This window comes from Hymenobacter yonginensis (genome assembly GCF_027625995.1).
Taxonomy (GTDB): Bacteria; Bacteroidota; Bacteroidia; order Cytophagales; family Hymenobacteraceae; genus Hymenobacter; species Hymenobacter yonginensis.
Map to the genome: position 1 here is coordinate 2270350 of NZ_CP115396.1, position 14094 is coordinate 2284443.

The window sequence follows — 14094 nt, forward strand, 5'->3', positions numbered from 1 at the left end:
CTGCTATCCTTCCAAACGTCGTCAGGCTCCTCCTCTCCACGGGAGAGGGGGCCGGGGGGGGGGGTGAGGCCCTCGTAAAAGCCTAAAGGACAAGGCCCCAATTCTGTTATCTTGTAGCAGCATTGCTGCGCGCAGAATACCCCATTGGCCTCCAAGCTTTCTGCCCGATGACGACCTTCCCCCTTGTTTCCGGCGCCTTGGCGCTGGCGCACCTGGCCATTGCGGGCTGGGTGCTGCGCTGGCTCTGGCAACACTACCGCCCTGGCTCGGGAACCGCCCCCGCCAGCATCGTCGCCGAAGGCACCATTGTGGCCCTCGAAACCGACGCCCAGCGCTGGCTGGAAGAGTTTCCAGTAGTGCGTTTCCAGGGCCGGCAGGGCCAGTGGCTTACGCTGCGCTGCCACCGCAAGTGCCGCGCCGCCCGCTTCATCACCGGCCAGAAGGTAACCGTGCGCTACCCGGCCCCCGCCCCCGAGCAGTTCGTGATTCTGAGCCGGCTGGGCCTGCTGTTGCTGTAGCCTGACCCTATCACAAACAAGCCAGCCCGGCTCCCGCAGCCCACCCGAAGGCAGCAGCGGAAATCGGGCCGGCTCATGCGTGGCTCGCTGTTAGCGTTGGCGGCGGTAGGGCAGGTACTGGTGAGGCTCAAACACTTCGGCCGCAGCACCAATACCGCCGTGGGCGGCGTAGAAGGCAGCCATGGCCGTTTCCAGGGCTTGGCGGTCGTCCAGCGGCATATCTGCAAACACGTCTTGGGCATCCAGCGGGGCGGCCAGCGCGCTCAGGCGGCAGCGGCCCACTCCAAACGGGTGCTCAACGAACAGACTGGCGCCATCCTGCGCCAACTGGTCGTGCTGGTAGCGCCAAGCGTCGCTGAATGGGGGTCGGCTGGCGCCCTGCGCCGGGTCAGTGGGGGCAAAGCCGAGGCTTCGCAGATACAGGTCGTTCATGGTTCTTGGTGTTTAGTTGTTCATTGTTAGTTGTCAGTTGTCAGCAGCTATTGGCGCGAGCTGGCCATCAATGACGGAAGCACAGCTGGCCTCAGTCCCGTGAATCAGCCCTGGCAACGAGCAACTGACAACTACGCCCCCTACCCTTCCGCCGCCCAGTTCACCTGGCGCAGCAGCACCCGGAACTCGGCCTCCGAGGCCAGCCGGCCCTGGAAGCTGTAGAGCAGCTGGCTGTCCACGTTTTCAAGCAGCGTCAGCTCGCCGTCGTCGTAGAGCACGATGGTTTCGAGGCCGCAGGCGCTGGGGCGGCTGAAGCGGGCCTGCCGGGGCGGCGAGGCGTAGCGCGTGAAGCCCAGCGCGAGCAGCAGCTCGGTTGTGGGCTGGTAGAAGGCAGACATGAGGGAATCCCGTAGCTGGGGCGCCCCACCAGACAATGGAGCGAGAAGGTAGCGCCAACCCGCACAGCGCGGCAGACGGCAGCGGCCCAATGCCCCACCGGGGCTGGCCTTTCCTCCAAGGTACGCTTAATTATCCCGGCAGTGGGGCAGCGGCGGCCACTGGCCACCTTCGCGCTGGCGCGTACCCGCCTCCGTTCGTACCTTTGCCCCTGCTTATGCGCCTTACCCCACTCTATACGTTCAAGCTCACCCCACCCTGAGGACTGGCCTGCTTACCCTGCGCCGCCGCTTCCTGCCCGGAAGTGGGCGGCTTTTGTTTTGCCCAAACCCGTCAATTCTCAGCTGTTTATGTTTCAGGTTCTGCCCTATCTGGCTCAGTACAAAATCAACGTTAAAAACGAAATTCTCGCTGGTCTGACCACCGCACTGGCCCTGGTGCCGGAAGTGGTGGCCTTCGCCCTGCTGGCCCACATCAGCCCGCTGGTGGGCATCGGCTCGGCCTTTGTCATCTGCCTTATCACGAGCGTATTTGGCGGCCGGCCCGGCATGATTTCGGGCGCGGCCGGCTCGGTAGCCGTCGTGATTGTGGCCCTGGTGGCTCAGCACGGCGTGGAGTACCTGTTTCTGGCCGTGGCCCTGATGGGCGTGCTGCAGATTGCCGTGGGGCTGCTGCGCTTCGGCAAGTTTATCCGGCTGGTGCCGCAGCCGGTGGTGTACGGCTTCGTCAACGGACTCGCCGTTATCATCTTCATGGCCCAACTGGAGCAGTTCAAGGTGCCTGGCGCGGGCGGCGAAGAGCAGTGGCTGCAGGGCACCCCGCTCCTGCTGATGCTCGGGCTGGTGGCCCTCACCATGGCCATCGTCTACCTGCTACCCAAGCTCACGAAGGCCGTGCCGGCTTCGCTGGTGGCCATTATCGTGGTGTCGGCGCTGGTGATTGGGGGCAACCTCGACACCAAGTCGGTGGGCGATATTGCCTCCATCAAGGGCGTGCTGCCCACGCTGCACTGGCCACAGGTGCCCCTGACCTGGGCTACGCTGGCGCTGGTGCTGCCCTACTCCGTTATCATGGCGCTGGTGGGCCTCACCGAAAGTCTGCTGACCCTGACCGTGGTGGACGAAATGACCGACACACGCGGCCACGGCAACCAAGACTGCGTGGCCCAGGGCCTGGCCAACGTGGCCTCGGGCCTCACCGGTGGCATGGGCGGCTGCGCCATGATCGGGCAGACGATGGTGAACCTGGAATCCCGGGGGCGCGGGCGGCTGTCGGGCGTGGTGGCGGCCCTGGCGCTGGCGCTGTTTGTGGTGGCCGGCTCCTCCCTCATCGAGCAGCTGCCGCTGGCCGCGCTGGTGGGCGTGATGTTTATGGTGGTGATTGGCACCTTCGAGTGGGCCAGTTTGCGCATCCTGCGCCGCATGCCCCGCGCCGACGTGCTGGTGATGCTGCTCGTGACGCTGGTCACGGCCGTGTCGCAGAACCTGGCGCTGGCCGTGCTGCTGGGCGTGGTGATTTCGGCGCTGGTATTTGCCTGGGAAAACGCCAAGCGCATCCGGGCCCGCAAGCACACCGACGACGCCGGCACCCGCCACTACGAAATCTACGGCCCGCTGTTCTTCGGCTCGGTGCAGGCCTTCACCGATAAGTTCGACGTGCAGCAGGACCCCGCGCAGGTGGTCATCGACTTCCGCGAAAGCCGGGTGGCCGATATGTCGGGCATTGATGCGCTGCACAAGCTCACGGAGCGCTACCACCGCCTGGGCAAAACCCTGCACCTGCGCCACCTCAGCCCCGACTGCCGCCAGCTGCTGCGCAACGCCGGCGCCCTCATCGAAGTCAACATCCAGGAAGACCCCGAGTACCGCGTGGTAACGGCCGAGTAGCTACCGCCGCTCCGGCAAAATACGCCCGGCGCTTCGGCAGCCCGGCTTTTGATGGCACCTTTGAAGTCTATTTTCAGCAGCCCGTGATGAACGCCACCGAACAGGAAGAGAAAGAGTACCTGGAAGAAATCAAGGAGAAGCTCACGCTGGCCGTGCGCCGCGTGGACAATGCCGTGAAGCAGTTCTCCACCGAGCTGCGCCAGAAAAAGGAATACATCCACGAAAACCAGTCGGGCATGGACGAGGCCGATATGGTGGCCGCTGACCAGTCCATCAACCGCATGGCCCTCACGGGCGAAGGCGCCGTGGGCCGCAAGCGCCGGCTGCTCAAGCTGGTGCAGTCGCCCTATTTCGGCCGCCTCGATTTCGGTGCCAAGAACCAGCCGGCCGTGCCGGTGTACATTGGGGTGCATTCGTTTTTTGATGAGCAGCAGCGCCAGAACCTGATTTACGACTGGCGCGCGCCCATTTCCTCGCTGTTCTATGATTTCGAGCTGGGCGAGGCCTCGTACGCCACGCCGTCGGGCACGGTGCAGGGCCGCATCGAGCTGAAGCGGCAGTACAAAATCCGGGACGGCCGCCTGGAATTCCTGCTCGACAGCGACGTGAACATCCACGACGACGTGCTGCAGCAGGAGCTGGCCAAGTCCTCCGACGATAAGATGAAGAACATCGTCGCCACGATTCAGCGCGACCAGAACGCGGTAATCCGCAACGAGGAGGCCACGGTGATGGTGATTCAGGGGGTGGCCGGCTCGGGCAAAACCTCCATTGCCCTGCACCGCATTGCGTTTCTGCTGTACCGCTACCGCGAAACCATTGCCGCCAAGGACATCCTCATCATCTCGCCCAACAAGGTGTTTGCCGACTACATTTCCAACGTGCTGCCCGAGCTGGGCGAGGAGCACCTGCCGGAAATGGGCATGGAGGAGCTGGCCGCCGACCTTCTGGAAGGCCGCTACCAGTTCCAGACCTTCTTCGAGCAGGTGACGGCCCTGCTGGAGCACCACAACGCGGCCTTTATTGAGCGGATCCGGTTCAAGTCGTCGTTTGAGTTCCTGAGCCAGCTCAACCAGTACCTGCTCCACATCGAAAACAACTATCTCACCGTGACGGAGCTGCGCGTGGGCCGCACGGTGGTGCCCGCCGCTTTCATTCAGCAGAAGTTCCGAACCTACCACCGGGTGCCGCTGCTGAAGCGCTTTGCGCTGGTGGCCAACGACGTGCGGGCCCACGTGCGCGACGCCGTGGGCCGCAAGCTCACGGGCCAGGAGAAGGGCACCATCGGCGAGGCCCTGCCCCGTATGTTCCGGCTGCACCAGGTGCCGGAGCTTTACCGCGACTTTTACCGCTGGATCGGGCGGCCCGAGCTGCTGAATATGCACCCCAGCCAGCCGCTGGAATACGCCGACGTGTTTGCCCTGATTTACCTGCGCATCCGCCTGGAAGGCCTGCCCGGCTACGACCACGTCAAGCACCTGCTCATCGACGAAATGCAGGACTACACGCCCGTGCAGTACGCGGTACTATCGCGCCTGTTCCACTGCCGCAAAACCATCCTCGGCGACGTGAGCCAGACGGTGAACCCCTACAGCGCGTCGTCGGCCGAAACCATTGAGAGGGTTTTCCCGCAGGCCGATGTGATGCGCCTCTACCGCAGCTACCGCTCCACGCTTGAAATTACGTCCTTCGCCCAGCGCATCACCCCCAACCCGCACATCATCCCGCTGGAGCGGCACGGCCCCGCGCCTGCCGTGCTGCAGTTCGGTAGCCGCGACGAGGAAATGCAGGCCCTCCGGCAGCTTATCACGGACTTTCCTGGCGCCGGCCACCATTCCCTGGGCATCATCTGCAAGACGCTGCGGCAGGCGGAGCAGGCTTTCGAGGCGCTGGAAGCAGCGGGCGTGTATCTGCTCACCGATGAGTCCACGAAGTTCAAGGAAGGCATCATCATCACCACGGCCCACCTGGCCAAGGGGCTGGAGTTTGATGCGGTAGTGGTGCCGTTTGTATCGGCCCGCGTTTACAAAACGGAGGTGGACCGCAGCATGCTGTATGTGGCCTGCACCCGCGCCATGCACCAGCTCACGCTTACCTATTCAGGGGAGCTGACGGGCTTTTTGTCGGCCTGATGCAGCTTTTCGGCGCCTGTTAGCTGCCTCATGGTATCTCACTCAGCTGACGTATTTCCAGGCATTGCCATCGTCTGATTTGGGTGGCCGGGCAGAGCTTCATACTTAGCCTTGCCCGGCTACCCAGAACAGATTTTTTTTGTCTTCGGCCGGTTCGCAATTTTATGTAATTATCCCGCGCCTAAGTGATACTTTTAAAAACTGCTTACTTCTTCCCGCTCTTCTATATGCCCACCATTTCTACTCGCTTTGCTGCTCTCGCTCTGATCAGTGCTTTTCCCATCGGCAGCCGGCCCGCCGCTGCCCAGTCCACGCCGGCCATCACCCACATCGGCACCATTCAGGGCACCGGGCCGGCGGCCACGGCCGGCACCTACACTATTGAGGGCGTCGTGACGGGCGTGTATCCGGGGCTGAGCCCGGGCGGCTTCTACGTGCAGGAAGCCACCGCCGCCACCGACGGTAACCCCGCCACCTCCGACGCCCTCTACGTGGTGCAGCCCGAGGCCAAAGTGAAGATCGGCGACAACGTGCGCATCACAGGCACGGTGCTGGAAAGCGCCGATGCGCCCTCCTACACCCAGGCCGTGCTCACGCAGCCCACCGTGGAAGTGCTCTGGCCCAAAAACCAGCTCCCCGATTTCTCGGTGCTGCCCGCCGGCCAGTATTCCTCGGCCGATCTGGAGCGGTTTGAGGGCATGCGCGTGCAGTTTCCGGTGCCGCTCACGGTGGCCGATGTGTACAGCCTCAAGCAGCGCGGCGAGCTGATTCTGACCACCGGCGGCACGCTCTACCAGCCCACCCAGTTCATCGACCCCAACGACAACCCCGCCACCGGCACCGCCAGCACCGGCACCAGCAACGTGGCCGCCGTCAATGCCTACCAAACCGCCAACCTCGAACGGTCGTTGGTGCTCGACGATGGCACCGCCGCCAAGCCCACCACCATGCCCTTCGTTGATCCGGTGCTGGGCACCGTGCGGGTGGGCAGCACCGTGGCGCGGTTGCGCGGCATCATGGGCTTCAGCTACGGCAAGTGGCGCATCCAGCCTCTGCCCGGCTCCGATGCGCCCTCGTTCAACGTGCGCCGGCCGGCCGTGCCCACCTTCGGCCGCCTCGACCTGAAGATTGCTAGCTACAACGTGCTCAACTACTTCAACGGCGACGGCGCGGGCGGCGGCTTCCCCACTCCCCGCGGCGCCAAAACCGCCGAGGACTTCGCCCGCCAGCGCGCCAAAATCATTGCTGGCTTGGTGGCCATGAACGCCGACATCATCGGGCTGAGTGAGATGGAAAACGACGGTTTCGGGCCCGAGTCGGCGGTGCAGGACCTGGTGAACGGCCTCAACCAGGTGGCCGGCGCCGGCACCTACGCCTTCATCAACGACGGCGGCGCCAGCCAGCAGCCCAACAACACCGACGTTATCCGGTGCGCCATCCTCTACAAGCCAGCCACGGTAGCGCCCATGAAAGCCGCCATGGTGGCCGCCACGCCCGGTGTGTTCGAGCGCCCACCGCTGGCCCAGCTGTTCACCACCCGCCGCACCACCCGCCCCGACACGCTGGTGCTGGTCGTGAACCACTTCAAGTCTAAGAGCAGCGGCAAGGGCGTGGATGCCGACCAGAACGACGGCCAGGGCGGCTCCAACGACCGGCGCCGCACCCAGGCCCGCGAGCTGGTGCAGTTCCTGAACAAGACCGTGAAGCCGGCCGGCGCCCGCCGCGTGATCTGCATCGGCGACTATAACTCCAACTACGAAGAAGACCCGCTCGACATCCTGCGCGCCGCCGGCCTAGTGGTCGTGACGCCGCCCACCAGCGCCTCCTACGTGTTCAAGGGCCTCACTGGCTCCCTCGACCACTGCATCGTAACGCCCAACATGGTGGGGTTCATTGACGTGCACAAATGGAACATCAACTCCGGCGAGCCGAATTCTCTGCAGTATGACGCCGCCGGCCCCGACACCGACACCAAGAGCCCCTTCCGCTCCTCCGACCACGACCCGGTGCTGATTGGCGTGAACTTCAAGGGCCTCGCCCCGACCAGCATCAGCGCCTCGCGCCTCTACATGTACCCCAACCCCGAGGGCGGCGCCCGCGCCTTCGCCCTGCCGGAGCTACCCGCCACCACCGGCCCGATTTCGCTGGAAATGAGCCTGCCGCAGGGCGCTACCATGCTGCGCCTGCAGGGCCCGCAGGCGCTGCTGCAGGCGCAGCTCAACCGCGCCACCGCCCACCTGGCCCCCGGCCTCTACGTACTCCGCATCAAAGGCCAGGGCGTAGACGCCACCCAGCGCGTGATGAAGGAATAAGAAGGTATCTAAGCTGACTCCATAAGCCAACAGCCCGGTGTAGAAACGCAAGATCTTGCGTTTCTACACCGGGCTGATTTTGTTTAAGTTGTACGGTGCAGACCACCACGACCGGCGCCGCGCTACCCTACCAGCTGCTCGAACAGCCGGTCCAGGGTGGCGGCTGGGTCGAGGCAGAGGCCGGGGTGTACGGCGGAGGTTTGCAGCACAGTGCTGCGCGTGGCCGTGAGCCAGCGAAACCGCTCGGCCACCCCAAACTGCCCGATGGGCCCGCCGTGGCGGCGGCCTTCACAGATGCGCTGGAACGCGCCCAGCCGGGCCTGCAGCTCGTCCAGGTCGAGGGCAGGGCCACCGAAAGCGCGCAGACGGGCTTCGTCGAGGTGGAAGCGGCACTGCAGAAACCCCAGCGGGCGGCAGTAGAGCACCACGCCTACGTTGCAGAATTCTTCCCGCTCTACGCGCGGTACCACGCGCAGCACGGCATACTCAAATAAGTGCTTCTCGGGCAGCATTGGCTTCCTGAACAAAGGTTTCTGATGCGACCAGGCGGTTTTGCAGGAACTGCACATAGGCGTCGCGCTGCTGCTCGGGCGTGCGGTCGGGCTCCAGCAGCCACTCGTCGGGCACCAAGGCCACGATGGCGCGCAGCACGTCCGGCGTGAGGCGGGCGCGGCCTTCGGCGTCCACGGCGGCTAGCTCCGAGGCCAAGGGCAGCAGCACGTGGTCTTTCACCTGCGGAAACGCGCGCGGCTTGGTTTGCTCGGCCCAGTTGGGGGCGGTGTGGTGCACGTAGAGGGCCGCGCCGTGGTCGATCAGCCACAGCTCCTTATTCCAGAGCAGCAGGTTGGTGTTGCGGGCCGTGCGGTCTACGTTCAGCGTGAGGGCGTCGAGCCACACCACCTGCGAGGCCAGGCGGGCATCCACGGTGGTTACCAGCGGGTCGAAGGTGCTGGCGCGGGCCAGGTAGTGCAGGGCCAAGTTGAGGCCGGTGCTGGCGCGCAGCAAATCCTGGATTTCCTCGTCGGGCTCAGTGCGGCCAAACGCTTCGTTGAGGCGGATAAACACCAGCTCGGGCAGCTTCATGCCCAGCGCACGGGCCAGCTCGCCCACAATCAGCTCGGCCACCAGCGCCTTGGGGCCTTGGCCCGCCCCGCGGAATTTCACCACGTACAGAAAGCCGTCGTCGGCCTCCACCAACGCTGGCAGCGAGCCTCCTTCGCGCAGTGGGGCCACGTAGCGCGTCACGTCAACGGTTCTCAACGAAAGGTCACTTGCCAGCATACAGCGTCGGGGGTCTAAGCAGGTTGGGGCGCAAAGGACGCACAAAAGCCGCACAAAGCAGCCGGCGGCCGGCGGTTACGTAATGGCCGACCCATCGGCAGCAGCCCCGGGCTCCGAATCCAGCACCAGACTCACCGAGTTGATGCAGTAGCGCAACCCGGCCGGCGCCGGCCCGTCGGGGAAAACGTGGCCGAGGTGGCCGCCACACACATTGCAGCGGGCCTCGATGCGCTGCATGTGGTGGCTGTCGTCGGGGAGGTAGCAGATGGCGGCGGGCGTGGTGGGCTGGGTGAAGCTGGGCCAGCCGGAAATGGCGTGGTACTTGGTGGCCGAGTCGAACAGCAGGCTGTGGCAGCCCGCGCAGTGGTAGCGGCCGGGCTCGTAGGAGCGGCAGTAGGCGTTGCGGTAGGGCGGCTCAGTGCCGCGGCCGCGCAGCACGGCGTACTGAGCGGGCGTCAGGCGCTGCTGCCACTGCTCCTCGCTCAGCTCCACCCGCCGGGGTGGCTCAGGGTTGGCGTAGCGGGCAAAAATCAGCACGTCTTTCCAGCGCAGCATAAGGCGGGTTTGGGATTGATGCGGGTTAGTAGGATGCTCGTATCAAGGTGGAAACGCAATACCTGCAGCAGCTCCGGTCCGGCGGCTTTTTCCAGCCGTCGGGCCGGTCGTTGTCAGCTGACGTTGCAGCGACTGGCGTTGCCGCAGCATCGGCGTGCGGCCGCCTCGTTCATTCAGCGACCGGCCCGACGGCTGGAAAAAGCCGCCGGGCCGGGACCCGTCTTCGAACAACTCGGAACTGCGCCGGCTAAACAACATCAGCAACGACGAGACGCAAAATATTGCGTCTCTACACCGTTCTGATAGTCATTTCTACCCGGCTACTTCCGCCAATGCAGCCGCTATTTCTGCAAACAACGGCCGGCTGGCTACCTCCGGCTGCAGGCACTGGTCGCGGAGCTGCTGCAGGCGCGGCAGCAGCGGCTGTTCGGCGGCCGACGGGACGCAGTGCACCAGCAGCTCTTCCAGCAGGCAGCCAAAGGCCCGGGCTTCCAGCTGCTGCAGGGCCCGCGCCGTGGTGGCTTGCGGCGCAAAGAAGCAGGCCGCGCCAAAGTCGCTGAGCAGGGCCGCGCCGGTGCTGGTGTACAGAATGTTGTGGGCGTACAGGTCGCCGTGCAGGATGCCGCGGCGGTGCAGGTGCGCCACTGCTGATGCTATGCCGTGGGTGAGGCGCAGCACAGCTGGCAGCGCAAACGTGGTGCCGGGCGCGTACACGTCGCGGGTACAGGTGGCGAAGCTGGGCGGGCCGGCCAGGTTGACGAAATCGGGCGGAATCAGCTCCAGCACCAAGCCTTCGGCCCCGGTTGGGTGGCCGGTCAGACGCCCATCCACGGGCACCAGGCTGGGGTGGCGGCCGGCGCTGATGCAGGCCACCATTTCGGAGTGCGGCAGGCCGTCGCTGGTCACGGCGCCCTTGAACACCTTCACGGCCACCTCGCGCGCCGGCTGCAGGCCGCCGGGCTGCCAGCGAGCCTGCGAAATCACGCCCGACGCGCCTTCACCCAGCAGCCGGCCCGGCGTCAGGGTGTCCCAGGCAATCGTGCCGATGGGATGCTGCGCCAGCGCCGCATCTTCGGCGGCTTCGCTGAACGGGTTGCCGGCGTAGGCCAGCCACGACAGCCGCGGCAGCGCCAGCAACCACGCGGGCAGCTCCGCGAGGCGGTTGGCAGCCAGGCGCAGAAGCTCCAATTTGGTGCAGCGAGCCAGAGTTTCGGGCAGCTCGGTGAGGCGGTTGCCGGCCAACATCAGCTTCTGCAGGTGCTGGCAGTTGCCGATTTCGGGCGGCAGGGCTTCGAGCTGGTTGTCGGTGAGGATAAGCCACTGCAGGGCCGGGGGCAGCGCCGCGCCGGGCAGCGTCCGGATTTGGTTGGCCTTGAAGCCAATCATACTCAGCTGCGGGCACTCGCCCAGCACCTCGGGCACCGTGGTGAAGCGGTTATCGGAGCAAAACAGGATGCGCAGATGGCGCAGGCGGCCAAAATCCGGGGGTAGCGCCGCCAGCGCGTTGCCCGACAGGTTGAGAACTTCCAGCGTATCGGCCAGACTGAAAATCTCGCGGGGAAACTCGGTCAGGTTTTCGGATAGGTCGAGGCGCCGGGCGCCGGCCAGTTGGCCGCTACGCAGCTCTTCAAGGGTATGCATGCCCCAAAGGTCGGCAGCGAACCGCAAACCGGCAGCACACCGCCCTATTCCCGGCTTGCTACTTTATGTTGTGTACGACAAGAGCTAGAAAGCTAGTTCCCCTCTTTGGAAAGGAGGGGTTAGAGGTGGTTGATGATTGGTGGATGGTTCTAGAATCTACTTCTAGTTGACGTCCTGCCGAGTATCAACCACCCCTAGCCCCTCCTTTCCAAGGAGGGGAACTAGCTTTAGCTCTAGTTTTTGCTGTCCGCAACTTGCATTTGCCCCGCCCCTACGAGCTGCACGACAGTGTGGCGCTGCCGGGCTTGGTGCGCGCCCACTCCGGCCGCTTGGCGGCCAGGTCATCGTGGCCGGGCTGCTCGGTGAAGGGCGTCTTCAGCACCTGCTGCAGCCGGTGCAGCGGGGCCAGGTCGCCGGCTTCGACGGCTTCGATGGCCTGCTGGGCCAGGTAGTTGCGTAGCACGTACTTGGGGTTAACGGCCAGCATGCCTTCCTGTATGGCTTCGGGCGCTGCCGTTTCCTGGCGCAGCCGCCCGGCGTATTGCACCAGCCACGCCCGCAGCGGCACGTGGGCCGCGCTGCCCGGCTCGGTGTAGCAGGCCGCGGCCAGCAGCGTGTCCAGGGCGTCATCATCTTCCTGCAGCAGCGCCGGCACAGCTTCCGACAGGCCCCGGAAAAACAGCGTCATATCGGCCTCGGCGGTTTGCAGGGCGGCGGGCAGGGCTTCCAGCAGCGCGTGGTCGGGGGCGGCGAAAGTGGCCAAGCCAAGCTTGCGGGCCATCAACTGGCGGTAGGTGGCGTTGAAGGTGGCGGCGTACTCGTCGAGCAGCGGGCGTAGCGCCTGCGGGTCGAACAGCAGGGGGCCGAGGGCCTGGGCCAGCGCCATCAGGTTCCAGAGCCCTATGCGCGGCTGCTGCCCGAAGGCGTAGCGGCGGCCGCCGAAGTCGGTGGTGTTGGGCGTCCAGTCGGGGTCGTAGGGCTCCAGCCAGCCGTAGGGACCATAGTCGATGGTGAGGCCCAGGATGCTCATGTTGTCGGTGTTGAGCACGCCGTGCACGAAGCCCACCGACTGCCAGTGCGCTACCATCACGGCGGTGCGGCGGCTTATTTCGGCAAACCAGCGCACATACACTTCCGGCGAGGGCGCGCCCAGCTCCGGGAAGTACCGCGTAATCACGTAGTCGGCCAGGGCTTGCAGGTTGTCGATTTCGCCCAGCGCGGCCAGCAGTTGGAAGCTGCCGAAGCGCACGAATGTGGGCGCCACCCGCGCCACCACGGCGCCGGGCTCGGGCCGGGCGTTGCCGTCGTAGAACATGTCGCGCACCACCTGGTCGCCAGTGGCTGCCAAACTCAGGGCGCGGGTGGTGGGCACCCCGAGGTGGTACATGGCTTCGGAGCACAAAAACTCCCGCACCGAGGAGCGCAGCACGGCCCGGCCATCGGCGCGGCGCGAGTAGGGCGTGGGGCCGGCGCCTTTTAGCTGCAGCTCCCACGGGGTGCCGTCGGTGGCCGTCAGCTCGCCCAAACTCATGGCGCGGCCGTCGCCGAGCTGGCCGGCCCAGTTGCCGAACTGATGCCCGCCGTAGCGCGCCGCAAACGGCTTCATGGTTTCGGTTACGAGGTTGCCGGCCAGCACGGCGGCGCCGGGGCCGCGCTCGGCCGGTTTCGCCAAGCCCAGAAACGCCGCCATTTCCTCAGACCACGCCAGCAGGTGCGGATCGGCAACGGGCGTGGGCGCGGTGCGCGAATAGTGGTAGCCCGGCACCTGGCGGGGGCTGTTGTCCAAGGAGGCGTCGCCGCGCAGCGTGTCGACAAAAGAATTCTGAAAAGCGGCGCTTTCCAGCGACTGAAGAGGGTGAGGCATACGGAGCATACGAAAGAAGCGGCGGCAACGAAGCCGCAAGGTCGCCAAAAGCGGCCACCTGCATGCCGTGCAACGGCCGGCTGCTGCCTAAACCAGCTGAGGCCACCGGCAGTTCACGGATGCGGGCGGGCGCTAACGTCAGGCGCTGACCTTCTGCTCTTTGGCTTCTACCCTTTTTTCAGCGGATCGTGGCCCCAGTTCATCAGCGAATAGCGCCAGCGTGAGGTTTTCACGTCCTTTTGGTCGTGCGGGCCCTGTGCCAGGTGGCGGCTGATGTAGCTGTGCACCTTGTGCATGTGCTGCTCGTCGGCGGCGGTGAGGTCGGCCTTTTTCTTGTGCAGAATCTGCACGATACGCTCGCCGGAGTGGTGCCCAACGCTGGTGCCGTCGCCGCTGTCCTGTCCCACCGATTTCGATTCTTCGGTTTTCAGCCACTTTTCCAGCTCGGCGGCGGTCATGTTCACATCGTGTTTGAAGTCGGCGTAGATGTCGCCGGAAGCAGAAGTAGCCATAGGTACAAAACGGGTAGCAGTGAAAAGATACTCGGTTGTACTGCGAGCTGGGGCATGCAGGTTACCACACGATTTTGGCTTTTGCCGGTGAAGGGCTACCGGTGGCCGCGGCTAGCGCGTTGGCAGGCCCAGGCGCTGCACAGTTTCGCCTTCAAAGTCGAACTCAATCAGCACGGCCGGCTCCTCGCCTACCACCCAGCCGTCGTGGCCGGGCGCAATGGCCACGGCCTGCGGGGCTACAAACTGCTCCACCTGCCCGTCGGCGTACTGAATATGAAACTCACCCCGGGCCAGAAACCCCACGTGCGCGTGCTGGCACAGGGCCGTGCCCACCACCGGCTGCATGTCCTTCGACCACCGGAAGCCCACCGGATACACCACCCGCTTTACCCGCGCCGCGCCGGTGCGCACCACATCAATAGCAACGCCGCCCACTACCCGGTGGTCGGCTCCCTTCAGCGGGCCCATGAGAGAATCTGGCTGCGACATAACAAACAACTTTTAACTGGTGAGAAACGACACAGAAAGCACAGACGGCAGGCCCCCGGCCGGGCGCGACGGCGTT

Annotated in this window: 13 protein-coding genes; 4 read left to right on the forward strand and 9 right to left on the reverse strand. The window is 65.1% G+C overall.

Features of this window, described 5'->3' with window-relative positions:
• Positions 1-167 precede the first annotated feature (167 nt).
• Positions 168-518 carry a DUF3592 domain-containing protein gene (locus O9Z63_RS09865; protein WP_270129165.1) on the forward strand — a complete coding sequence of 117 codons (351 nt, stop codon included), beginning with the start codon at positions 168-170 and terminating at the stop codon, positions 516-518.
• A 90-nt stretch (positions 519-608) separates the two neighbouring features.
• On the opposite strand, the gene O9Z63_RS09870 is transcribed toward O9Z63_RS09865, so the two are convergent.
• Positions 609-950 carry a hypothetical protein gene (locus O9Z63_RS09870; RefSeq protein WP_270129166.1) on the reverse strand — a complete coding sequence of 114 codons (342 nt, stop codon included), beginning with the start codon at positions 948-950 and terminating at the stop codon, positions 609-611.
• Between the two features lie 140 nt (positions 951-1090).
• Positions 1091-1348 carry a hypothetical protein gene (locus tag O9Z63_RS09875; protein WP_270129167.1) on the reverse strand — a complete coding sequence of 86 codons (258 nt, stop codon included), beginning with the start codon at positions 1346-1348 and terminating at the stop codon, positions 1091-1093.
• Between the two features lie 348 nt (positions 1349-1696).
• On the opposite strand from O9Z63_RS09875, the gene O9Z63_RS09880 reads away from it, so the two are divergent.
• The 3 genes from O9Z63_RS09880 to O9Z63_RS09890 all read left to right on the forward strand — a co-directional run bounded on the left by O9Z63_RS09880 (position 1697) and on the right by O9Z63_RS09890 (position 7676).
• The gene (locus tag O9Z63_RS09880) at positions 1697-3232 is read left to right on the forward strand and encodes a SulP family inorganic anion transporter (RefSeq protein WP_270129168.1); all 1536 of its coding nucleotides are present in this window, start codon (positions 1697-1699) and stop codon (positions 3230-3232) included.
• A gap of 86 nt (positions 3233-3318) precedes the next feature.
• Positions 3319-5364, forward strand: coding sequence for a HelD family protein (locus O9Z63_RS09885; RefSeq protein WP_270129169.1), 2046 nt, complete (start codon positions 3319-3321; stop codon positions 5362-5364).
• Positions 5365-5591: 227 nt separating this feature from the next.
• On the forward strand, positions 5592-7676 hold the full coding sequence (locus O9Z63_RS09890; RefSeq protein ID WP_270129170.1) for an ExeM/NucH family extracellular endonuclease: 2085 nt from the start codon (positions 5592-5594) through the stop codon (positions 7674-7676).
• A gap of 122 nt (positions 7677-7798) precedes the next feature.
• On the opposite strand, the gene O9Z63_RS09895 is transcribed toward O9Z63_RS09890, so the two are convergent.
• From O9Z63_RS09895 to O9Z63_RS09925, 7 genes are all read right to left on the reverse strand, one after another.
• A complete protein-coding gene (locus O9Z63_RS09895) occupies positions 7799-8185 on the reverse strand; it encodes a DUF3037 domain-containing protein (protein ID WP_270129256.1) in 387 nt (128 codons plus the stop codon).
• Positions 8163-8957 carry a HipA family kinase gene (locus O9Z63_RS09900; protein ID WP_270129171.1) on the reverse strand — a complete coding sequence of 265 codons (795 nt, stop codon included), beginning with the start codon at positions 8955-8957 and terminating at the stop codon, positions 8163-8165. The genes O9Z63_RS09895 and O9Z63_RS09900 overlap by 23 nt, the downstream gene beginning before the upstream one ends.
• A 75-nt stretch (positions 8958-9032) precedes the next feature.
• Positions 9033-9512 carry a peptide-methionine (R)-S-oxide reductase MsrB gene (msrB, locus tag O9Z63_RS09905; RefSeq protein ID WP_270129173.1) on the reverse strand — a complete coding sequence of 160 codons (480 nt, stop codon included), beginning with the start codon at positions 9510-9512 and terminating at the stop codon, positions 9033-9035.
• 312 nt (positions 9513-9824) lie between these two features.
• Positions 9825-11153: a leucine-rich repeat-containing protein kinase family protein gene (locus O9Z63_RS09910; protein ID WP_270129174.1), complete on the reverse strand. Its 1329-nt coding sequence runs from the start codon at positions 11151-11153 to the stop codon at positions 9825-9827.
• 271 nt (positions 11154-11424) lie between these two features.
• Positions 11425-13026, reverse strand: a complete 1602-nt coding sequence (locus O9Z63_RS09915; RefSeq protein WP_456298820.1) for a protein adenylyltransferase SelO — start codon at positions 13024-13026, stop codon at positions 11425-11427.
• Positions 13027-13184: 158 nt separating this feature from the next.
• Positions 13185-13529, reverse strand: coding sequence for a DUF3140 domain-containing protein (locus tag O9Z63_RS09920; protein WP_270129177.1), 345 nt, complete (start codon positions 13527-13529; stop codon positions 13185-13187).
• Between the two features lie 111 nt (positions 13530-13640).
• On the reverse strand, positions 13641-13997 hold the full coding sequence (locus tag O9Z63_RS09925) for a cupin domain-containing protein (protein WP_270129178.1): 357 nt from the start codon (positions 13995-13997) through the stop codon (positions 13641-13643).
• Between the last annotated feature and the right edge of the window lie 97 nt (positions 13998-14094).

Bases quoted from the DNA above. Each gene is read 5' to 3' on its own strand.
- O9Z63_RS09865 (WP_270129165.1), top strand. From the start codon at position 168: ATGACGACCTTCCCCCTTGTTTCCGGCGCCTTGGCGCTGGCGCACCTG.
- O9Z63_RS09870 (WP_270129166.1), bottom strand. From the start codon at position 950: ATGAACGACCTGTATCTGCGAAGCCTCGGCTTTGCCCCCACTGACCCG.
- O9Z63_RS09875 (WP_270129167.1), bottom strand. From the start codon at position 1,348: ATGTCTGCCTTCTACCAGCCCACAACCGAGCTGCTGCTCGCGCTGGGC.
- O9Z63_RS09880 (WP_270129168.1), top strand. From the start codon at position 1,697: ATGTTTCAGGTTCTGCCCTATCTGGCTCAGTACAAAATCAACGTTAAA.
- O9Z63_RS09885 (WP_270129169.1), top strand. From the start codon at position 3,319: ATGAACGCCACCGAACAGGAAGAGAAAGAGTACCTGGAAGAAATCAAG.
- O9Z63_RS09890 (WP_270129170.1), top strand. From the start codon at position 5,592: ATGCCCACCATTTCTACTCGCTTTGCTGCTCTCGCTCTGATCAGTGCT.
- O9Z63_RS09900 (WP_270129171.1), bottom strand. From the start codon at position 8,957: ATGCTGGCAAGTGACCTTTCGTTGAGAACCGTTGACGTGACGCGCTAC.
- msrB (WP_270129173.1), bottom strand. From the start codon at position 9,512: ATGCTGCGCTGGAAAGACGTGCTGATTTTTGCCCGCTACGCCAACCCT.
- O9Z63_RS09910 (WP_270129174.1), bottom strand. From the start codon at position 11,153: ATGCATACCCTTGAAGAGCTGCGTAGCGGCCAACTGGCCGGCGCCCGG.
- O9Z63_RS09915 (WP_456298820.1), bottom strand. From the start codon at position 13,026: ATGCTCCGTATGCCTCACCCTCTTCAGTCGCTGGAAAGCGCCGCTTTT.
- O9Z63_RS09920 (WP_270129177.1), bottom strand. From the start codon at position 13,529: ATGGCTACTTCTGCTTCCGGCGACATCTACGCCGACTTCAAACACGAT.
- O9Z63_RS09925 (WP_270129178.1), bottom strand. From the start codon at position 13,997: ATGGGCCCGCTGAAGGGAGCCGACCACCGGGTAGTGGGCGGCGTTGCT.